Annotated in this window: 17 protein-coding genes; 9 read left to right on the plus strand and 8 right to left on the minus strand. The window is 36.0% G+C overall.

All coding sequences use genetic code 11. The annotated features are described in order from the left end of the window. Positions 1 to 61 precede the first annotated feature (61 nt). From metH to AC1W31_RS04150, 3 genes are all read left to right on the plus strand, one after another. Positions 62 to 3,937 carry a methionine synthase gene (metH, locus tag AC1W31_RS04140; protein ID WP_481733144.1) on the plus strand — a complete coding sequence of 1,292 codons (3,876 nt, stop codon included), beginning with the start codon at positions 62 to 64 and terminating at the stop codon, positions 3,935 to 3,937. Between the two features lie 100 nt (positions 3,938 to 4,037). After that, entirely contained in the window at positions 4,038 to 5,030 is a 993-nt protein-coding gene (locus AC1W31_RS04145; RefSeq protein ID WP_481733145.1) for an AAA family ATPase, read from the plus strand. Next, the gene (locus tag AC1W31_RS04150) at positions 5,031 to 5,591 is read left to right on the plus strand and encodes a hypothetical protein (protein WP_481733146.1); all 561 of its coding nucleotides are present in this window, start codon (positions 5,031 to 5,033) and stop codon (positions 5,589 to 5,591) included. Between the two features lie 91 nt (positions 5,592 to 5,682). Here the strand turns inward: AC1W31_RS04150 and AC1W31_RS04155 are convergent, their stop codons facing one another. From AC1W31_RS04155 to AC1W31_RS04175, 5 genes are all read right to left on the minus strand, one after another. Next, a complete protein-coding gene (locus AC1W31_RS04155) occupies positions 5,683 to 6,447 on the minus strand; it encodes a ThuA domain-containing protein (protein ID WP_481733147.1) in 765 nt (254 codons plus the stop codon). 47 nt (positions 6,448 to 6,494) lie between these two features. After that, on the minus strand, positions 6,495 to 6,866 hold the full coding sequence (locus AC1W31_RS04160; RefSeq protein WP_481733148.1) for a transmembrane 220 family protein: 372 nt from the start codon (positions 6,864 to 6,866) through the stop codon (positions 6,495 to 6,497). A 31-nt stretch (positions 6,867 to 6,897) separates the two neighbouring features. Further along, a complete protein-coding gene (locus AC1W31_RS04165; protein WP_481733149.1) occupies positions 6,898 to 7,671 on the minus strand; it encodes a tetratricopeptide repeat protein in 774 nt (257 codons plus the stop codon). Positions 7,672 to 8,079: 408 nt separating this feature from the next. After that, complete coding sequence (locus tag AC1W31_RS04170; protein WP_481733150.1) at positions 8,080 to 10,854, minus strand: alpha-amylase family glycosyl hydrolase; 2,775 nt, start codon at positions 10,852 to 10,854, stop codon at positions 8,080 to 8,082. A gap of 51 nt (positions 10,855 to 10,905) precedes the next feature. Then, complete coding sequence (locus AC1W31_RS04175) at positions 10,906 to 11,481, minus strand: Maf family protein (protein WP_481733151.1); 576 nt, start codon at positions 11,479 to 11,481, stop codon at positions 10,906 to 10,908. Positions 11,482 to 11,603: 122 nt separating this feature from the next. On the opposite strand from AC1W31_RS04175, the gene AC1W31_RS04180 reads away from it, so the two are divergent. The 4 genes from AC1W31_RS04180 (at position 11,604) to AC1W31_RS04195 (ending at position 15,348) form a co-directional block, all read left to right on the plus strand. Continuing rightward, the gene (locus AC1W31_RS04180) at positions 11,604 to 13,529 is read left to right on the plus strand and encodes a hypothetical protein (RefSeq protein WP_481733152.1); all 1,926 of its coding nucleotides are present in this window, start codon (positions 11,604 to 11,606) and stop codon (positions 13,527 to 13,529) included. 111 nt (positions 13,530 to 13,640) lie between these two features. Further along, positions 13,641 to 14,108 (plus strand): MarR family winged helix-turn-helix transcriptional regulator, encoded by a 468-nt coding sequence (locus AC1W31_RS04185; protein ID WP_481733153.1) that lies wholly within the window; start codon positions 13,641 to 13,643, stop codon positions 14,106 to 14,108. Between the two features lie 89 nt (positions 14,109 to 14,197). Next, positions 14,198 to 14,662 (plus strand): MarR family winged helix-turn-helix transcriptional regulator, encoded by a 465-nt coding sequence (locus AC1W31_RS04190; RefSeq protein ID WP_481733154.1) that lies wholly within the window; start codon positions 14,198 to 14,200, stop codon positions 14,660 to 14,662. Between the two features lie 83 nt (positions 14,663 to 14,745). Beyond that, on the plus strand, positions 14,746 to 15,348 hold the full coding sequence (locus AC1W31_RS04195; RefSeq protein WP_481733155.1) for a YceI family protein: 603 nt from the start codon (positions 14,746 to 14,748) through the stop codon (positions 15,346 to 15,348). A 130-nt stretch (positions 15,349 to 15,478) separates the two neighbouring features. Here the strand turns inward: AC1W31_RS04195 and AC1W31_RS04200 are convergent, their stop codons facing one another. Next, on the minus strand, positions 15,479 to 15,835 hold the full coding sequence (locus tag AC1W31_RS04200; protein ID WP_481733156.1) for a CoA-binding protein: 357 nt from the start codon (positions 15,833 to 15,835) through the stop codon (positions 15,479 to 15,481). Positions 15,836 to 16,032: 197 nt separating this feature from the next. Between AC1W31_RS04200 and AC1W31_RS04205 the strand changes: the two genes are divergently transcribed. Continuing rightward, on the plus strand, positions 16,033 to 18,063 hold the full coding sequence (locus AC1W31_RS04205) for a hypothetical protein (RefSeq protein WP_481733157.1): 2,031 nt from the start codon (positions 16,033 to 16,035) through the stop codon (positions 18,061 to 18,063). 131 nt (positions 18,064 to 18,194) lie between these two features. Beyond that, on the plus strand, positions 18,195 to 18,761 hold the full coding sequence (locus AC1W31_RS04210) for an NUMOD4 domain-containing protein (protein ID WP_481733158.1): 567 nt from the start codon (positions 18,195 to 18,197) through the stop codon (positions 18,759 to 18,761). A 218-nt stretch (positions 18,762 to 18,979) separates the two neighbouring features. Here AC1W31_RS04210 and AC1W31_RS04215 read toward each other — a convergent pair whose 3' ends face one another. Together AC1W31_RS04215 and AC1W31_RS04220 are read right to left on the minus strand one after the other, a co-directional pair. Then, positions 18,980 to 20,695 carry a GMC oxidoreductase gene (locus AC1W31_RS04215; RefSeq protein WP_481733159.1) on the minus strand — a complete coding sequence of 572 codons (1,716 nt, stop codon included), beginning with the start codon at positions 20,693 to 20,695 and terminating at the stop codon, positions 18,980 to 18,982. Between the two features lie 49 nt (positions 20,696 to 20,744). Beyond that, a complete protein-coding gene (locus AC1W31_RS04220; protein ID WP_481733160.1) occupies positions 20,745 to 21,266 on the minus strand; it encodes a gluconate 2-dehydrogenase subunit 3 family protein in 522 nt (173 codons plus the stop codon). Positions 21,267 to 21,357 lie beyond the last annotated feature (91 nt).

The raw sequence follows: 21,357 nt of genomic DNA on the forward strand, positions 1-21,357 counted from the left end.
AATATTAGCAACGATTTATAAATGGTAAATTTGTACTTTGCTAAGAAGAACGATTATAAAGATGATAGATAGACCAAATATAAAATACGTATTAAAAAACCGAATCCTTGTGCTCGATGGTGCTATGGGTTCGTTGATTCAAGAATATAAATTATCCGATGCTGATTATCGTGGAGAAAAGTTCAAAGACTTTCCGCATGAGGTAAAAGGCAATAACGATATGCTCTCAATAACTCGCCCCGAAGTTATCAAGGAAATCCACGCTAAATATTTTGAGGCTGGAGCAGATATTGCCGAAACTAACACATTCTCAGGCACTTCCATTGCCATGGCGGATTATCACATGGAAGATTATGTGTACGAATTGAACTATAAATCTGCCAAAATTGCAAGAGAAGTAGCCGATGAATTTACGGCAAAAGACCCAAGTAAACCACGTTATGTTACAGGTTCAATTGGACCAACTAATAGGACTTTATCATTATCGCCCGATGTAAACGACCCAGGTTTTCGTGCCGTTACTTTTGATGAATTGGTAGATGCTTATTACGAGCAAATTCAAGGTTTGATGGACGGTGGAGCAGATTTATTATTAGTTGAAACCATTTTTGATACCTTAAATGCTAAAGCAGCACTTTTCGCCATTGATTTATACCAAAGCGATAGAAATAAAGGAACGATTAGACCATTAATAAGCAAGTCTATTTCAAGACAGGTAAATCCGAATCCTCAACCACTGAATGTTCAAATTCCAATTATGGTTTCGGGAACGATTACGGATGCTTCGGGCCGTACACTTTCTGGACAAACTACTGAGGCATTTTTGACATCTATTTCTCATTTAGATTTATTGTCGGTGGGTTTAAACTGTGCTTTAGGAGCCGATTTAATGCGTCCTTACGTACAGATTTTGGCAAAGGAAGCACCATTTTTAGTATCGGCTCACCCGAATGCAGGTTTGCCAAACGAAATGGGTGAATATGACGAAACGCCCGAAGAAATGGGCGTTGTTGTGGAAGAGTTTTTGAGTAGCGGTTTCATGAATATTATCGGTGGTTGTTGCGGAACTACACCCGCCCACATTGCCGAAATTGCCAGAGTTGCCGCTAAATATCCACCAAGAATTATTCCTACGTTTGAGCCAATCCAAAAATTATCGGGACTTGAACCGTTGAATATTACCAAAGAAACCAATTACGTAAACATTGGCGAGCGTTGTAACGTAACTGGTTCAAAGAAATTTGCTCGTTTGATTCGTGAAAACGATTACGAAGCTGCCATTGCCGTAGCTCGTGAACAAGTGGACGGTGGCGCTCAAGTAATTGATGTCAACTTAGATGAAGGAATGATTGATGGAGTTGAAGCAATGAAGACGTTTTTGAACCTCTTGATGGCTGAACCCGACATTGCCAAATTGCCGATAATGATTGACTCCTCGAAATGGGAAGTGATTGAGGCTGGTTTGAAATGTGTACAAGGAAAATCAATCGTGAACTCCATTTCTTTGAAAGAAGGGGAAGCGAAATTTATAGAATCTGCCGAAAAAGTAAAACGTTACGGAGCGAGTGCTGTTGTGATGGCATTTGACGAACAAGGTCAGGCAGATAGTTTTGAAAGACGTAAAGAAATTTGTCAGCGAGCTTACGATATTTTGGTAAATCAAGTACATTTCCCTCCGCAAGACATCATTTTTGACCCCAATATCCTGACGGTTGCCACGGGTATGGAGGAACATAATAATTACGCCGTTGATTTTATCAATGCCACTCGTTGGATAAAAGAAAATCTACCTTACGCCAAAGTTTCGGGTGGGGTTTCTAATATTTCGTTCTCGTTTAGAGGTAACGAACCCGTTCGTGAGGCAATGCATACCGTATTTTTGTACCACGCTATCAAGGCAGGAATGGACATGGGAATTGTGAATGCGGCGCAATTGGGCGTTTATTCAGACATTTCTGCGGATATGCTTGAAATGTGTGAAGACGTATTATTGAACCGTCGAGAAGATGCAACGGATCGAATGATTAAGTTTGCGGAAACGGTAAAATCGAAAGGCAAAGAAATCGTAGTTGATAATAAATGGCGTGACCAACCCGTTGGAAAACGATTGGAACACGCTTTGATTAAAGGGCTTACCGAATTTATTGACGAAGATGTTGAAGAAGCTCGTCAATTAGTTGAAAAACCTTTACACGTTATTGAAGGCCCTTTGATGGACGGAATGAACGTAGTGGGTGATTTGTTCGGAGAAGGAAAAATGTTCTTGCCACAGGTTGTGAAATCGGCAAGGGTAATGAAAAAAGCGGTGGCTTACCTTTTACCTTTTATCGAAGAAGAAAAACTCCGTAATCACGTGGAAGGCGAAGCGGAAGTATCTTCGAGTGCTGGAAAAATTTTGATGGCAACCGTAAAAGGGGATGTTCACGATATTGGAAAAAACATTGTTGGCGTAGTTTTAGGCTGCAATAACTACGAAATTATTGATTTGGGGGTAATGGTTCAAACCGAAAAAATTCTGGCCGCCGCCCGTGAACACAATGTTGATATTATTGGACTTTCGGGTTTGATTACGCCTTCGTTGGATGAAATGGTGGGTGTTGCCAAAGAAATGGAGCGTCAAGGATTCACCATTCCTTTATTGATTGGTGGAGCTACAACTTCAAGAATTCACACAGCGGTAAAAATTGACCCGCATTATTCTGGACCTGTGATTCACGTATTGGATGCTTCAAAAAGTGTACCTGTTGCGGGTCGTTTAATGCAAAATGAGCAAACGAATAAAGAAATTTATGATGAAATAAAGGCTCAATACGCACAGTTGAGAATCGACCATGCAAGTCGTCAAAAAGATAAAAATTATGTTCCCATAGAAAAAGCTCGTTTGAATACGCCAAAAATTGATTGGAATAATTTCAAAGCCACGAAACCACAATTTTTAGGTAATAAATATTTTATGGATTATGATTTAGCGGAAATTGCGAAATATATTGATTGGACGCCATTCTTCTCAACTTGGCAATTATCGGGCAAATATCCAAAGATTTTTGAAAACGAAATCGTTGGTGTGGAAGCCAAGAAGTTATTTGATGATGCTAACGTTTTATTAAAGGAGATTATTGATGATAAGCTACTTACGGCTCGGGCAGTGGTTGGTTTTTATCCCGCCAATGCCGTTGGGGATGATATTATTTTGCATGATTTTGAGGAGATTACCAGAGAAATCCCTTGCGAAAAACACGGAGTTCATCAGCATACAAGTTACAATGTTTTGAGTAATACGGTTGTTTCAGAGGGCGGAGAATTAATGACACAAACTGATACGCAAACGGTTTTACATCATCTCCGTCAGCAAGGACAAAAAGCGGCAAATTTGCCAAATTATTGTCTTTCAGACTTTATTGCTCCTGAAACAACGGGCAAAGACGATTATATTGGCGCATTTGCAGTAACGGCAGGAATTGGCATTGAGCCTTTGGTAGAAAAATACGAAAGAGACCACGACGATTATAACTCAATTATGGTAAAAGCACTTGCTGACCGTTTGGCAGAGGCATTTGCGGAACTCATGCACGAGCGCACCCGTAAGGAATTCTGGGGTTATGCCACGGAAGAAAATGCTACGCCTGAAGAATTAATTTCTGAAAAATACGTAGGAATTCGTCCTGCACCAGGTTATCCAGCTTGTCCAGACCATACCGAAAAGAAAGCATTGTTTGACTTATTGCAAGCAGAAGATAAAATAGGCATTCAATTGACAGAGAGTTTTGCGATGTACCCTGCAAGCTCGGTAAGTGGTTTTTATTTTTCAAATCCAGAAAGCAAGTATTTCCCTATCGGAAAGATTGCCAAAGACCAAGTAAAAAACTACGCAGAACGCAAAGGAATGAGTTTGGAATTGACCGAAAAATGGTTAGCTCCGGTTTTGAATTATGATTAGGAATTTCAATTAATAAACGACAAAAGGCACTTCTTGAAGAGTGCCTTTTGTCGTTTAAAGAAATTTAGTGTATTTTTGATTATCAAGTAAATATCAAAAAATGAATAATATTATTAACCATATCGAAATCAATAATTTTAAATCAATTAGACATTTAGAATTATCAGAATTTCGTAAAATCAATCTTTTTATTGGAAAACCAAATGTTGGTAAATCTAATTTATTAGAGGCTTTGTCGTTATATAATTCCTTAATATTCAAATCCGAGATAAGAGAACTGCCATCTAAAAAAATTAAAGAGTTTATTCGATTTGAAAACGACCCTGAATTATTTTTTGAAGGAGATATAGAACGAAAAATCAATATAAATGTTAATAATCTTGAATGTTCTATTTTTAAAGATAATATTAGGGTACTTGAACTGGATACTGATGATAATAAATATTCAAACTTAGTAAAAGGTTTTTTTATTGAATTTCATACTAATTTTAATAACAGGAGACCATTAATAAAGAGTTATATTTTCAAAACTTCTGTTAAATATCAAAAAGATAATAACGTTTTCTTAACTCCTCCATTTGGAAAAAATTTACTACAAGTTATTGATTCATTACCTAATTTAAAACAAACAATAATAAATTGGTTTCGTAGATATAACTTGAAAATCGCATCGGATGCTGCAAGTCATTCTTTAAAAGTGTTTAAAAAAATTAATGAAGATGAAATTTTCTTAATTCCATATACCTCCATTGCAGATACATTACAAAGGCTTATTTTTTATAAAACTGCCATCCAATCTAACGAAAATTCTGTGTTAGTTTTTGAAGAACCAGAAGCACATTCTTTTCCTCCTTATATTGTCGAATTTACGCAAGAGGTAATTAATTCTCCCAATAATCAGTTTTTCATGGCTACGCATAGTCCTTTTATTGTTGATGACTTTTTAAAAAATGCCAGAGAAGATTTATCAATTTTTATGGTAGACTTTAAAGATGGACAAACTGTTGCCAAAGCTTTGAGTAGAGATGAAATTGAGGAAGTTTATAGATATGGTGTAGATTTATTTTTTAACAATGAAGCCTACACTGCATAAATGGATTTACACATAATAATTGAATGCTACATTGATACCAAACTTATCAAAGCACTTGTTCCTCCCCGAACAAAGTATAATCATCAGTACGGCTGTCCAAAAGTCGTAAAAATGATGAAAGATAAATTCGATGATGATTTTGCATTAGGAATTATTGACCGAGATAAAAAAGAATTAGGCTATGTTGAACAGTTTACTTTGGTAGTTGAATTATCTAATACTTTACAATTACTTAAACATCGAAATAAGAATCATTATCTAATTTTTATTTGTCCTGCCGTGGAAAAATGGATAATTTCTTGTGCTTTAGATGCTGGAATATTGCTTTCAGATTATGGTTTACCCAATGATTTTCGGTCACTTATGAAAATAACTAAAAAATCAGCTGACGAAAATGACGATCCATATTCATCAAATATTAAAGAATTATTCAAGACATTAAAAACAGAAAATCCATCAAAAATTGCTGTTCTGAGATTTTGGATAGAATATCTAAAAGCAAATCCATATCAAGCAGATTTGGATTTTATCAAAAGTGAAACGTTAAGACTTATGGAATAGGAATGTTCTATTCGATTTTCTACAGAGCAAAAATGGTCTGTGAATTACAATTCACAGACCATTTTTGCTTTGAATCATATTATAAAACCTTCTACAATCCCTTCCCAGTAGCTGCCCAATAAATACCTCCGTAGATATGGTCTAAGAATGTTTGGTCTGAAAAGGTCAAAGGAATATGTCCCAAACCAGTATAGAAAGCACGTCCGCCGTCGTAATTATGATACCAAGAAATTGGATGGGTTCCCATTCCTTTGCCTTCATTATCACCCCATTTTGCGTAAGGATTATACGATTTTTCATCTATCGAAACCAAAACTTTCAAATCACTTGCATTGGCAGGCGTTTTAAATTCGTACCACTCGTCCGTCCACAATAATTTCTTTGGGAAACGCTCCATCCCTGGAAAATTACTGTCTTCTACGTTCAAATATGCCGTTTGTTGTTGAGGATGAATTTTAAAATACATGCCAACTAATTTTCCATACCATGCCCAATCATATTCCGTATCTGTTGCCGAGTGAATACCCACAAAACCTTTTCCAGCTTTGATAAATTTCTCAAAAGCAGCTTGTTGCTCTTCGTTAAGGATATTTCCCGTTGTATTCAAAAAGATAACTGCTTGATATTTTTCTAAGGCTTTATCATTGAAAATCGTAGCATTTTCTTGCCAATCGACACTAAAGTTATGGCGATCTGCTAATTTTTTGATAGCCGTAACGCCCTCATTGATAGATTCGTGGTGAAATCCGTCTGTTTTTGAAAACAACAATACTTTAAATTGTTGTGCATACATGGAACTCGAAAAAACCGACAGAGCAAGTATCAGCAGTAAATTTTTGGTTAATAATTTTTTCATTATGTTTTTGGTTGAATAGTTTAATTTGATTAATAAGACTTAATTCATTATGGTTTACTGATAGCTCTTTTTGCAAATCTATCTATTTCCCAACATATCATGAAAGAGATGGTACAAATCCACAATCCGCAGGCTTCACGAGCGAGTTCTTGATTATTAGATTTCATAGATAATCCGCCACCTTCCGTAAAAAATCCTTCCCAAGCCTTCATCGTATTCCAAGAATTCATTCCTCCTGCAAAGGAAATAACAATCAAAACTAACAACATTTCGGGGTTGGCTTTGCCCTGAAATGTCCTGAATGTGGCATAAGCCGCAATCAAATAAATGGGTATCCAAAGCATCGGATCAGGGTCGTTGTACTGCCAGCCTGCGAAAAGGAGAAATATTAGTGTGAAAATTAGTGCAATGTATTTCATGTTTTTTATTTTATGCGTAAATATAACAAAATCACTTACAAAAACTATCCAGAGCAGTCTTGGCATCAGCGTAACCCAAACGATTAGCATTTTTTATACTCATACAGGCTTCATCTGTCTTTCCCATCTGTTGTTCAACAATTCCCAATCCATAAAATGCTTTGGCAAATCTTGAATCTATTCTCACAGCAGCCAAAAAATCTTTCTCGGCATGCTCAAAATCTTTGGTTTGAAAGTAAATATTTCCTCGATTATACAAAGCGTTAGTTTCTTTCGGATTTAGACTTAAAGCCTTATTAAAATCATTAATCGCCTCGGGAATTTTCAGTAAAGCAGCGTAAGAAATCCCTCTTTTTACGTAAATGCCAGCCGTATCGGACTGAATTTCAGCGGCTTTCGTACAGTCATTTAATGCTCCTTCCCAATCAGATTTTTCCATTTTAACCGACGCCCGATTGAAATAAGGTTTATAATCTTTAGGGTCTATTTTGATGGCTTGTTCATAATCCAAAAGCGCACTGGCATAATCCTTCAACTCAAAATTTGCCGCCCCACGCATATTAAAAGCCTTTGCGTTGGCAGGGTCTTTGTCGATGGCTTGGTTCAAATATTGAACCGCTTCCTTAGCATTTCCCTTTTGTAATTGCTCTTTGGCTTTATCCAAAAATGCCTCGGACGAACCCGTACAAGCAGTTATTAATAGGCAGTAAACAGTGAATAGTAGACAGAAACACGCCAATTTTGTCAAATATGGAAGTCGACGGTTTCCGTGATTAGTGGTATTATTGAAAGAAAAAACTGACATTTTGATGATATTTAATTAAAAATGAAAAATATTTAAAATAATTTATGATCTGTAAACAACTGATACTAAAAAGTTTACAAGACCACTTAGCACCTGAGATGATATAAATTTTGAAGTCTGATTTTGTAAACTCAACAAAATACCCCATCTTTGTGTCGGCAAATTACCAGCTCCCTCTGAATCCCCCAGGTCTTGACCGAAGCAAGGGTAGGTAGGTTGTAGCGGTGAATTTGCCTTTTTTTTGCCCTTTTGGGTAGGAAGAAAGCAGAGATGAAAACAGGAGGAACGAATGACAGATAATTAGGCAAATTCCAGAATGTTTCATATTATTAGTTCAACATTCCTACAATTCTACGTTCTGGATTCTTTAAATACTTTTACTCTTGTCTCCCTTACTGCATTGCTCCTTTATAATTTCACAAACTTCTTCACAAATCGTTTTTCTCCTTGCTCGGCATTCAAAAAGTAAGTTCCTTCTTTGAGATTTTTGATATCAATAGAATAACTTTTTTGACCTACTTTAAACTCACTTTCGGATAACATTCTTCCCATCAAGTCATTGATTTTTAAGAAAACATATCCTTTCCCGAAAGCTGGAATTTCTATTTGTATGAAATCTTTGCTTGGATTTGGGTATAATTTTATGCCTTCCTCAATTTCACTTTCAGCGGCTAATGGAATGATTGTTCCTAAGGGTTTCCACGGTACTAAATCCGCTTCTGGCTTGGGTAACGGATTGGTTGTATAAATATGAAATTCTCCCGCTTTTAAGGTATATTTTGTGGCTAAGTCGCTCACATTTAATTCAGCCCCTGTGAAGAAATCGTACCATTTTCCCGAACTTGGAAAAATATCAGCAATCGAACGCTCTGCAAGGTCCAAATTAGCAATTGAAATCAGTTTACTTGTGCTATTCGTGAGTGTCATTTTCTTAACCAACCCCGCTAAATCCACGATAAAATCCGTAGTTCTAAAAATTTCTTGGCTCGTTTTCAATTTAATTAATTCAGCATAAACTTTGTACAATTTCAAACGGTCAGCATCTTGAAAATATTCCCATTTGATAGGCTTACGTCCCGTTCTGCCATTTTGGTCAATAGAAATATCATAGCCCAATTCTCCAAACTGCCATATCATTTTAGGGCCAGGAATGGTCAAAAATGTGGCGGCCGCCGCTTTTGAGCGTTCTAAAACAGTTGATAAAGATGTGATTGTTTTGGAAGCATCAAAAACAATTCTTTCTTCATCGTGACTTTCCATGTATCCAACTGCAGCGGGTGTTTTAAATCCTCTTGGTTTATATGAAAATCGAGAAAAATCACTACTGAGTCCTTTCACCGCATTTCGGGCATCTCCGTTTTGATTTGCCCAAACCATCATGCCCATGTCCGTAAGCGCTTGCTCCTCTCGATCTTCCGAAAATAATTCCAAAATTACGTACGCATCTTTATCGTAACTTCTGATTTTGTCGTAATATCCTTTCCAAATATCAATTCTTCCTGTATCATACAAACGAAATTGACTATCATCGGTGCTTGGACGTTGGGTAAAACCTTTCGCTAAATCAAAACGGTAACCATCGATTTTATATTCTTTTATCCAAAACTCATTGGCACGATTAACGTAATCTTTCGTGGCTTGACTTTCATGATTAAAATCAAAAAATACACTGTACGGATGCTTGGCTTGCTGATTAAAAAAGGGCGAATCCGTGGAAGGTTGAGAACCATCCCAATACATTTTCACGTAAGGAAATTCATAATCTGCTTGATTATAAACTACGTCCAGTACCACCGCAATGCCATTTTCGTGACATAAATCTACAAATTTCTTCAAATCATCTTTCGTTCCGTAAGCCTTATCGGGTGCCAAATAGTAAATTGGATTATATCCCCATGAATCATTATTGGAAAACTCTGCGATGGGCATTAATTCAATGCAATTCACGCCCAAATTCTTGAAATATGAGATTCTATCAATGGCATTTTTATACGAACCATTTGTATCAAAATCACGAACGTGCATTTCATAAACGACCAAATTATCTTGGGCAGGTCGTTTGAAATTGGTAATTTTCCAAGGATAAGGCGTTTGCCCAGTTTGTAAAACTGAAGCAATTGATTTGACATTATTAGGCAGAAATTTCAAGTTTGGATACGTTGTTGAAGAGATACTTCTATCATTATTTGGGTCAAGAATTTTCTCACAGTAAGGGTCGCCCACGGGTAAAGTACCATTCACTAAATATTGAAACGCATACTCCTGCCCTTTTGTAAGTCCTTCAATATCAATCCAATAACGATTTCCGTCTGCAGTTCTTTTCATCAAAGATTGCGGAGCAGATTGCCAATTATTAAAATCTCCGATGGCATAAATAAACTCTTTTTTAGGAGCAAAAAGTACCAGCGTAACTTTCGTGTCTGATATATAATTAATGCCATCTTTCACGCCCGTTGGCAAGGCAGCAGTAGTAGGAGTTGGTTTCACGGTAACAACAAATTCATTAACAGCGGTTTCAGTGGGAGTTTTTGAAGTAATTTTCACCGTTTGTACAGCACCCGATACGGTTCCAACATTCAAAGAGTATTTTAAAGAATCTTTGTTAGTGGCAGTTACCACAGAAATATCATTGACGGTCAATTCTAAATTTGCTTTCTGAGAAGTCACCGCCAAAACTGAGATAATCGCCCCTGCATCAGCAAAGAAGGTTTTTTCTTTGGGTTGAATAAAAGCAACATTCAATTTATTGTCGTACATCGCAACAATAAAATCTTCAGTTTGTGATTTTCCATCCCCACTTTTCAATAATACCCCTAATTTTTTAATGGGTACATTAGATGGAACCGCATAATAATCTCGGGGTTTTAACTTAATACTCCACTTATTATTGCCCAACGAAGTCATTTTGCCTTTTTCAAACGGGATTGCGAAGTTGGTTTGTCCTACGGGTTGAAATTGAAAAGCATCACCCGTCTCGGTGGAACCTGCTCCCGACCATAAATAAACATCATTAGTTTTGCCCAAAAGCCCTTTTGCTTTTGCGTCTTTTGCCAAAGAAACATCAAAAATAAGCGTAATTTCTTGGTCACCGTTGGGTAGCGCTGGGTCAGTTGTTATGGCTTGCCCCACAACGGGAAGCCATTTCGCCCACAGAAGGACGAAAATTAGCATAAGTTTTTTCATTTTTGTTTATAAGAATGTTTGTTAATGGAATACGAAGATAACGAAAACCACTTACAAAAAATACTTCGATAAAGCCTCATAAACTTTATGAACTGGCAAGCCCATCACGGTAAAATAAGAACCTTCCATTCTTGGAATTCCGACCATCCCGATAAAATCTTGAACGCCATAAGCGCCTGCTTTATCAAAAGGACGACAAGTTTTAATGTAATAATCTATCTCAAAATCAGTTAATTCACGAAAAAAGACGTTGGTACTATCAATAAAAGTTTCCGTATTTTCATGGGTCATAACGCACACACCCGTAATCACTTGGTGTTGTCTTCCCGATAATTTTCTCAACATCTGACTTGCTTCTAAGGCATCTTTTGGCTTATTTAGTATATCATTGTCGATGACTACAATCGTGTCGGCGGTCAAGACAATCTGATTATTGAGTTCTTCCCGAAAAGCCTCCGCTTTTTTACGGGCCAAATAAGCAGGAACTTCTTCAGCTGGCATAGTTTTCGGGAAATCTTCATTAGTATCTTTGACCTTTACCGTAAATTCAAAACCTGCATCACGCATTAGTTGCTGACGACGGGGCGAATTAGAAGCCAAAATAAGTGGTTTGATCAGTTTAAGCATATTATATTTAAAATTATAGTAATGTTTTCACGTTGTTATTATGCTTTTGTTGCTACTTTTCTGTTAGTAATTGAATGGCTCAAAATGACCAATTTACAAAGCTTGAATACATACTTGCTCTTATGAAATTAATTTTACAAATTTACCCATATTCCTCTAAACAAACGATTAAGATTTTGTTCTTCGTGATTTCTTGTATGTCCGCTGGATATGCTCAGAAGACGAAGGATTCTACCAAAATCAAGGATTCGCTGTATGTACAACCCGTGAGTATGAAATCGGCAAAAGATAGTTTGATGTTTACGAGATTAAAAAAACAGTTTTCTAAAAATAAAGTCTTAAACGAGATCTATCATGCCCTTTTCCGAGATGTTTATAATCAAAATGCCTCTGGACAAGAAATACTTCAGGTTGAACAAAATCCTTTTAAAGATTATGAAGGGCGTGTAATTAGAAGAATATTTGTAAAAAGAAAACACGTTTTTGGTGAAAGCATTGTGGATACCGCCCGAATTGCCGAAGGTTTTGACCGCTTTTTGAATTCCTTGCACACCAATACGAAAGAAAACGTAATTCGGAGATCATTCTTAATGTTTGAAGTTGGAGATATTATAAGTGCCGACCGCCTGCGAGATAATGAGCGTTTGATGCGGCGGAGTTCAATTCTCCATGATGCTCGAATTTTAGTATTACCTGACTCGCAATATCCTAATTTAGTAGATCTGTTAGTGATTACGCAAGATATTTGGTCGCTTTTGCCCGATGTTGCCGTCAATAGTTTAAAAGATTTTTATTTAGGCGTTAATCAAACCAATTTTAGAGGTTTAGGTCATTCTTGGAAGAACAATTTTTATGTAAATTATAATCAAAAACCGGCCTTAGAATACTATACGCAATATACAATTCCATACATCGGCCGAAGTTTCGTAACGGGACAAGCCGAAATGGATTTGCGTCGTCAAACTAATCATTATGCCTTTCGATTATTCCGCCCGTTTTTAACGCCTGAAATGAAATTGGCAGGAAGTTTTGAGTTAAGCAACGACCGCAATTTATTAAATACTTTTCGAGGCAGCGACGGTACAACCTACAAACTCAACGATACTACCAATTATACTTTTCCCACCAACCGAAATATTTTGGATTTTTGGATGGGATATGCCTTCAAAGTTCCTTTTTTCAATAAGGAAATGCGGGATCGTACACGCTTTGTTTTGGGCATAAGATTCACCGATATTTCTTATACAATTCGTCCAGAAGTTACCGCAGATACGAATCAATTTTTCAGAAATCACCGTGATTATCTGTTAGGAATTGGCTTCTCAAATAGACGTTACAAAAGAGATTTTTTAATCTATGGTTTCGGAATTACCGAAGACGTTCCCTACGGATATTTGGCAACTTTGGTGACAGGTTTTGAAAACTCAGATGCTTATGGAACTCGTCAATATTTAGGCATTAAACTCGCCAAAGGGGAATATATCGGCAAAGCTGGGTATATTTATGGACTTGTAAATGCAGGAACATATTCTAACGGCACAACGGGTTTAAGCATCGAATCTAATTATTTCAGTACGCTCCACACCTTCCGAAAAAGAACGCAAGTACGCCATTTTGTCAATATTAGATATTCCTTAGGCTTAGACCGTTACACTGGCGAATTTGTAAATGTAAATCGAGAAAATGGCATTTTGGATGTAAATAGTGACAAACTTTTTGGCAGTAAAAAATTAGGCATTGGCTACCAAATTGTATTCTTTTCGAGATTAAATTTCTTAGGTTTTAGAATTGCCCCATTCTTTCAAACTGATTTTGCTTTTGTGAATCCCAAAGACCAATTCCTGCTCAATAAAGTGCCTTATACGGGTGTGGGCATTGGTATCCGTTTACGAAATGAAAACCTGACTTTCAATACATTTCAAATAAAATTCTCTTATTTTCCCAATCTCCCCGATGTCCGAACGCTCAATTTTGCCTTCAATGACACCTATAATTTACGTCTACGAGATTTTGACATTTCAGCGCCCGAAATTGTTCCTTTTCGATAAAATCCAAACTCAAAAATTTGCCGTTTAATAAGAAACCAAAGTTATACACAATATTTTTATTTTGTTACTGTTCTTGCAATAAATGTTAATACATCAATCTAAGTCATAATTATGTCCATTGAAATAGATATTAAACAGAAAAGTTTCAGCAATCCCTATAATAAAGCAACTGTAAATATTATGTTTACAACGGCCTGGCTATTTAGTAAATACGCTAAAATTTTGAAGCCTTACAACATTACCGAACAACAATATAATGTACTCAAAATTCTTCGAGAACGTTATCCTCAATCTGCAACCATAAACTTTATCCTTGAAGGGATGATTGATAAAATGTCCAACACTTCCCGATTAGTTGATAAATTAGTATCCAAAGGATTGGTAAAAAAAGCGACATCACCCTATGATTTACGGGTTGTCGATGTATCGTTAACTGAAAAAGGAATAACTTTATTAAGCGAATTATCATCAATTATAGATAATTTTGAAAATACATTTTTAGAATTAAATGAGAAAGAAATTGGCTCATTGAATGTTCTTCTTGAAAAAATAAGAAACAGACAAACTTCAACTTCCTGATTACTAATGCTTTAAAATTGTTAACAAAAAATTAACAAACTAATGTATTGACATTTAATGTTTATACATTAAATTTGTATCATAAAACAATGAGTATAGAAAAAGACATACAGCAACCCGCATTCAAATCGCCCTATTCAAAAGCGATTATTAATATTATATATACTAATAATTGGTTGCAATCATTACAGGTAGAAATTTTCAAACCTTTTGATTTGAGTTTGCAACAATACAATGTGTTAAGAATTTTGAGAGGGCAGTATCCAAACCCAATCACGGTTATTGCCATTATTGAAAGAATGTTGGATAAAATGTCTAATGCTTCTCGATTAGTAGATAAATTATTAGCCAAAGAGTTAGTAGTCAGAAGGTTATGTCCACACGACCGTAGAGCCGTTGATGTAATCATTACCGAAAAGGGCATGAATCTTTTAGCAGAAATTGATGACTTGCAAGACACTTGGGAAGAAAAACTTAAAGGTTTATCCGAAAGTGAAGCCTTACAATTGAGTGAACTTTTAGACAAAATGCGGCAAACAGCGAAGTTGGATTAGAATTATTATTCATGAGAGCATTCAGTAAATAAGCAAATATTAAAATAACATTTCCTTTTAATCAATTAAATTTTAAACAAAAAATGAAAGCAATTAAATTTATCGCAATTCTTTTAGTATCGGCATTGTTCGTGAACGTATCAGTAGCAGGAACTCCAAAGAAAGGAGCAAACAAAGTAGTTTCTTTAGCAGTTGACACGAAAGCAAGTAAAATTCACTGGTTGGCTAAAAAAGTAACTGGACAACACGAAGGTTCAATCAATTTGGCTTCAGGTTCATTATTGGCTAATGGCATGAAAATAACAGGTGGAGAGTTTGTAATTGACATGAAATCAATCCTTTGTACTGACATTACTGATGTAGAATACAACAAGAAATTTATCGGTCATATTACACAAGGAGACTTTTTTGAAGTAGAGAAATATCCAACTTCAACTTTCAAAATTACTAAATTTGATGGTGCAAATCTTTCTGGTGATTTAACTATGCACGGAGTAACAAAATCAATTACTTTCCCTGCAAAAGTAACCATGGTAGGCGGAAAAGCTACGGCTACTGCTTCTATTCCAGTAGATAGAACTGATTTCGGTGTAAAATATGGTTCTAAGAAATTCTTTGAATCAATTGGCGATAAAGCAATTGATGATGTTTTCAACTTAGATATCACTTTGGTAGCTGGTAAATAAAAAATATTGATTCTTTGAAATATTACGAGATTCAAATTCGTTATTTCAATAGTTTCTCATAAATCCTCACATTGTTTTAACCATCAGGTTTTAATTTTGTGGGGATTTTCTTTTCCCCACAATTTTCTCATTAATATTGTCCAATCGCTAATAAAACTAAGGTACAAGCCTCCTCAATTGCAATTCCTTTGGAAATTGCCAATTTTTCAAACTCAGGATTTTCAGCGCCCGGATTAAAAATAATTCTCCGAGGATACTGCTTTAAAATATAATTATACAAAGCAGGTTGATTTTTAGGCCCTACGTACATCGTAACCGTATCAATTCCTTCCAAATCTGGATAGTTTGTGTGGATTTCATGCCCTTCAATTTCTCCCACTTTTTGTCCAATCAATTCAATTTCATGCCCGTGTGCAAGCAAACTATTAGCAGCCTTATAGGCATAACGCTCTGGATTTGTGGATGCTCCCACAACTAAAGTTTTCATATTATTTGTTTTAAATCGACACCATAAAAGTCTAAGCTTCAAATTTCAGTAGTATTTCTGGCATAAATCATGAAAATTATTTGCAAACTATTGCAACCTATTTTATATAATTTGCAATATTATTCTTAATTTAAAACAATTTTTCATGGCGTTTTAGTTTCTTGAAAAACCCATAAGACCATTTTTATAAAGAATATATGCAATTACCCAAAACGTATGATGATTTTCGCCAATCATGGATGTATAATCAGCAGACGGCTATAACATCGTATATAGCTAAAAATCAATCCTTTATCCCTAACCTTCTCCCTGAACAAGCGGTACAAATGCCAGCGGTACAGTTGTCTTATATTTTAGAAAAAAGATTTGGACAACATGACTTTTTTCGGGCTTTGAATCCTGAGAATACCATTGAAAGTCCAGTACAAAATCACGGAAATAGCGCTTGGCTGAAAACAGTAAACATGGTCGGGATTAATATAAGAACCATTGGAAGTTTTTGGAATTCAATAAAATATGCTTTAACGTTGCCCAACGCACAATCGTCAGTTCATTTTTTGCCAATTTGGGAATGTGGCGTAGTAGCGAGTTTGTACGGAATTGCCAGTTGGAATATCAATCCTGAGTTTTATGATGATGAATTAGCCATCTCATTTCCACACCTCAATACAGTGGAAAAGCAATTAAAAGTAGTTACAAATTTGTTACATTTGATGGGCAAAACAGTCGGAATGGATGTCATTCCGCACACTGACCGCTATTCAGAAATCACCTTAGCAAATCCCCAATATTTTGAATGGCTTCAAAGAAGAGAATTTGAAATTACCGACCATTCAGCAAACCTTCACGAAAAAGTTCAGGAAGCAATTTTAGCATTTTTGTATCAATACGGGGCAACATTTTCTGAATATTATCCCCGACAAAAAGAAAAGTTTTTTAACAATAATATCTTTTCTGAAGAGAACCGACTACGTTTTTTATTCGGAGAAAAAAACAACCTTGAAGGACGAACCCAACGAAGAAACCAACTGATAAGTCACTTATTTTCAATGGGATACGAGCCTGTTCCTGCCACGATGGCTCCTCCGTATAGAGGCTTGGAAGTAGATTACCGAGCGGAGGCAAAAACCGTAGACGATGATGGGAGGATTTGGCGTGATTATGTAATTTCGAAACCACAAGCAATGTCCAGGGTTTTTGGGCCATTGGCGAGGGTAAAATTATATGAACCAAAAAATGACAATATTGATTGGGAAATAGATTTCACAAAACCTCGACAGGAAGTTTGGGAATATATGGCTGAAAAATATTTAGGCTTTGCCGATAAATATAATTTTGATTTCATGCGAGGAGATATGTCGCACGTACAGTTAAATCCAGCAGGAACCCCCTTAAAACCAGATATTTACTACGATATTCATAAATATATTAAGGGAAAAATAGTAGCACAGAAACCTTATTTTGGTTATTTTGCTGAAAGTTTTTTAGCTCCGCCAAATGTAATGGGTTTTGGTAATGAAGAAGACCATTTAGAAGGTTCGGATACGGACACAACTTTGGGAGATTTACAATCAATGGTGGTAGGAACTAAACGTTTTATTGCTGAATTTGCGAGGTATCATCAATTATTAACGACCCGAAAGTTTGCCCCGAATTTTACGATTATGACTGCTGATAAAGATGACCCTCGATTTGATAGTTTTTATTTGAAAGGCAATGAAATAAGAATGTTTCTTGGATTATTTTTGACAGATATGCCCTCGTATATGGCTTTAGGTTTTGAACAACGTGACCCTCACGCCTATCCAGCACCCAATGAACATTACACGAAACTTTACGTTTTCCAACTTTCAGAAGGGGACAAAGCAACGCACGGAAGTTATCAATGGGGACAAAATGGAGATTTATTCAGAAATCTTTGTATTTTAAAATCTATTTCGGATAGAATTGGGAAAACGATAGAAAATCAAGAAATTGAGTGGCTGATAGCCCCAGATTTAACTGGACAAAATAAAATAATCGCTTGGACTCAAAAAGAAAACCGTCAATTCATTTTTGTCGTAAATTTAGCCGTTGAAAGTACTATTTTAGATGCCAAATTAAATAACATTACCTCCGCTCAACTTTATTATTCAAATCAGAATAATCTTGCTTGGGAGAATGAAGAACCAACTATTTTGCCAATTGATTATTTACAAAAAGGAGAATGTAGAATCTATAAAGTATAATTTTTGTTTCAAGAAAATAATTTTAAAAAAAGTGATTTTTTTAAAACATTCCAGAAAACAAAAGGTTTTTCGTATATTAGTAACGTTCAAAATAGATAGCCACTATGACTGATAAAAAAATAGGTTTTGGAATGAAAAAAAATGTTAGTTTTTGGAATGAAAAATGGATAAATATTCCATTTCCAGAAGTCGAAAGTCCCCCCAATTACAAAGTTTCAAATTATGGACGTTTAAAGAGTTTTCAGAATGACCCCACAGATGGCAATATTATTGGTGGCTCAAAAATTCAGGGCTATAAATCATTGAATATCAGGGTTCAAGGAAATAAATCACTGAACCGCTACGTCCATAAATTGGTGGCGGAATTTTTTGTTAGCAAGGATGATGATGAAGCTATAAAGTTTGTGCTTCACCTCGATCATGACAAATTAAACAATCATTGGGAGAATTTAAAGTGGGCAACCCGTGATGAAATGACACTTCATAATCGAGAAAATCCAGCCGTAAAAGAAAGAGTAATTCCAAAGCGTACAAAAAATTATAAACTTACCGAAAGTAAAGTAATTATGATTAAAAAGATGCTTAGGTCGGACAAAAATAGATTGAAGATGATTGCCAAACAATTTGGCATTACACACACACAACTCAATCGAATACGCTCGGGCGAGAATTGGGGTCATGTAAAATTGGAAGAATAAATAAAAAAATCAGGTCGAAAATTTAAAACTTTTGACCTGATTTTTTTATTTGATTGTTCTGTTAATTTTACAAAAAATGGACTATTTACTATTCAAATGAAAAAATATTCACTTGCTTATTTCTTACCCATAATTTAGTTAAAAGTTCAGAATACAAAAGATTGTAAAACTGAGTTGAACAGTCTTACAACCTAAACTAAAATTAATCATTTGGAAGCCTACAAATTCCCCTTTTTCATCTCCTTCACCGCATAATCAGCCGCACGAGCCGTTAGCGCCATGTAAGTCAATGATGGATTTTGAGTGGAAGTGGAAGTCATGGATGCTCCGTCGGTTACAAAAACGTTTTTACAGTTATGCAAGGCATTCCATTTATTCAACATCGAAGTTTTTGGATCTTTGCCCATTCTTGCGCCACCCATTTCGTGAATATCTAAACCAGGGGTGCGGTTTGAATCGTTGGTACGGATATTTTTAAACCCTGCTTTTGTGTACATTTCCGATAATTGGTCGAAGAAATCTTTGGTCATTTTCACGTCATTATCGTCATAATCAACATTTATTCTTAACTGTGGAATTCCCCAAGGGTCAACTAAGGTTCTGTCTAAAGCCACAAAATTACTTGCTTTTGGAATCGTTTCGCCCATCATGTGCGAGCCTACACTCCAGACATTATTATACTGTGGATTTAACAAATTATTCTTCAAATCTTCTCCCATTCCACTTCTGTCTTCGTGTTGATAATGCCCTGCATTGAATCCAGAAGCATATCCACGTAAGAAATCAGTTTCTTGTTTAACTAAATTTCGGAAACGTGGAATATAAGCAGAATTCGGTCGACGGCCATCCGTCGTGCTATCCAAAAACCCTTCGTACTCTGCATTAATTGTGGCTCTATAATTATGGAAAGCAACGTATTTACCCAACAATCCATTATCGTTTCCTAAACCATTAGGAAAACGGTTCGAAGTTGAATTTAATAAAACCAAGTTTGTATTGATAGCAGCGGCATTGACGAAGATAATTCGGGCGTAATATTCCGTCATTTGTTTCGTATTCGCATCGATCACTCGCACGCCCGTTGCCTTATTTTTCTTTTCGTCATAAATAATAGAATGTACAACCGAATGCGGACGTAAAGTCATTTTACCCGTTTTGGCAGCCCAAGGTAAAGTCGAAGAATTACTACTAAAATATCCCCCATACGGGCAACCTCTTTCGCAAATTGTTCGATTTTGGCAGGAAGCACGTCCTTGGTCAAAATGAATTTGTTTGGGATTCGTTAAGTGTGCCGCCCGCCCCATGATGACATGACGGTCTTTATAATTTTTTGCAGTTTCTTGACTGAAATATTTTTCGACACAATTCATTTCGTGGGGAGTCAAGAACTCACCATCTGGTAAACTCGCCAAGCCGTCTTTATTTCCCGAAATACCCGCAAATTTTTCTACAAAACTATACCACGGAGCAATATCAGCATAGCGAATTGGCCAATCAACGGCAAATCCATCACGGGCTGGACCTTCAAAATCATAATCCGACCAACGCTGTGTTTGTCTTGCCCACATCAAGGATTTTCCACCCGTTTGGTAGCCCCTAATCCAGTCAAAAGGCTTTTCTTGAACGTAAGGATGTTCAGCATCTTTTACGAAAAATTGTTCCGTTCCTTCATAGAAAGCATAGCATTTACTCACCACAGGATTGGCATCAACGACTTCCTTTTTAAGCTGATTTCTATGCTCAAATTCCCAAGGCATTTTGGTGGTTGTTGGATAATCGGTTACGTGTTTAACTTCACGTCCACGCTCCAAAACGAGTGTGCGCAATCCTTTTCCAGTTAATTCCTTCGCTGCCCATCCACCACTTATTCCAGAACCAATAACGATGGCATCGTAGGTTTGATTTTTTATCGAATCTATATTAATATTTGACATGATTATTCAAATTGGGTTTGTAATTTTTGAATTGTGAGTTATTAAAATTCTACTTTTTCACCGGTACACACCCGTGATAACGAGCGGGTGCGTATTCATAAATTCGTAGATTCGTCATCACATATTCTGAACTTAAATATCCTTTTATAGTGAGTCCTTTTACTAATTGAAGAAAGGTTTTTTCATCAGCATTTTCTGATTTTGACATTTTATTCAACACCTCTAATCTTTGTTTTGAATCACAATCCAAGAAAGGCTTTGAATATAAGTTTTTAGCATTATTATCAACTAATTCAAAACCCTTCACATAGATTTCTTGGGCTTTTTTATCGTAACAATCCGCTATCATTATAGGAATAAATTGCTGAATGTTAAGTTCTTTCGCCCCCGGTGTATTGGTTTTGGGTATAATTGTTTCTACAATTTCTGCCAAGATATTCTCTTGAAAAGCAGAATTTTTAGTGGAAATATTTTTGAAAGAACCCTTGCTCCAAGCGTTTGCCCACGAAGGCAAAACGATGGCAGCACCAATGGTTAAAGCTATATTTTTGACTGCTGAACGTCTTTGCATTTTTTGATTTATTATTATACATTTAATTAATGCAATATACTAAAAGTTAAAATCTTTTCTAATAGGGTTTGCCCTTTTTGGGTGGGTTTTA

The organism is Arcicella sp. (assembly GCF_964672035.1).

Excerpts from the sequence above, each read along its gene's own strand:
- metH (WP_481733144.1), top strand. The coding sequence starts at position 62 with ATGATAGATAGACCAAATATAAAATACGTATTAAAAAACCGAATCCTT.
- AC1W31_RS04145 (WP_481733145.1), top strand. The coding sequence starts at position 4,038 with ATGAATAATATTATTAACCATATCGAAATCAATAATTTTAAATCAATT.
- AC1W31_RS04150 (WP_481733146.1), top strand. The coding sequence starts at position 5,031 with ATGGATTTACACATAATAATTGAATGCTACATTGATACCAAACTTATC.
- AC1W31_RS04155 (WP_481733147.1), bottom strand. The coding sequence starts at position 6,447 with ATGAAAAAATTATTAACCAAAAATTTACTGCTGATACTTGCTCTGTCG.
- AC1W31_RS04160 (WP_481733148.1), bottom strand. The coding sequence starts at position 6,866 with ATGAAATACATTGCACTAATTTTCACACTAATATTTCTCCTTTTCGCA.
- AC1W31_RS04165 (WP_481733149.1), bottom strand. The coding sequence starts at position 7,671 with ATGTCAGTTTTTTCTTTCAATAATACCACTAATCACGGAAACCGTCGA.
- AC1W31_RS04170 (WP_481733150.1), bottom strand. The coding sequence starts at position 10,854 with ATGAAAAAACTTATGCTAATTTTCGTCCTTCTGTGGGCGAAATGGCTT.
- AC1W31_RS04175 (WP_481733151.1), bottom strand. The coding sequence starts at position 11,481 with ATGCTTAAACTGATCAAACCACTTATTTTGGCTTCTAATTCGCCCCGT.
- AC1W31_RS04180 (WP_481733152.1), top strand. The coding sequence starts at position 11,604 with ATGAAATTAATTTTACAAATTTACCCATATTCCTCTAAACAAACGATT.
- AC1W31_RS04185 (WP_481733153.1), top strand. The coding sequence starts at position 13,641 with ATGTCCATTGAAATAGATATTAAACAGAAAAGTTTCAGCAATCCCTAT.
- AC1W31_RS04190 (WP_481733154.1), top strand. The coding sequence starts at position 14,198 with ATGAGTATAGAAAAAGACATACAGCAACCCGCATTCAAATCGCCCTAT.
- AC1W31_RS04195 (WP_481733155.1), top strand. The coding sequence starts at position 14,746 with ATGAAAGCAATTAAATTTATCGCAATTCTTTTAGTATCGGCATTGTTC.
- AC1W31_RS04200 (WP_481733156.1), bottom strand. The coding sequence starts at position 15,835 with ATGAAAACTTTAGTTGTGGGAGCATCCACAAATCCAGAGCGTTATGCC.
- AC1W31_RS04205 (WP_481733157.1), top strand. The coding sequence starts at position 16,033 with ATGCAATTACCCAAAACGTATGATGATTTTCGCCAATCATGGATGTAT.
- AC1W31_RS04210 (WP_481733158.1), top strand. The coding sequence starts at position 18,195 with ATGAAAAAAAATGTTAGTTTTTGGAATGAAAAATGGATAAATATTCCA.
- AC1W31_RS04215 (WP_481733159.1), bottom strand. The coding sequence starts at position 20,695 with ATGTCAAATATTAATATAGATTCGATAAAAAATCAAACCTACGATGCC.
- AC1W31_RS04220 (WP_481733160.1), bottom strand. The coding sequence starts at position 21,266 with ATGCAAAGACGTTCAGCAGTCAAAAATATAGCTTTAACCATTGGTGCT.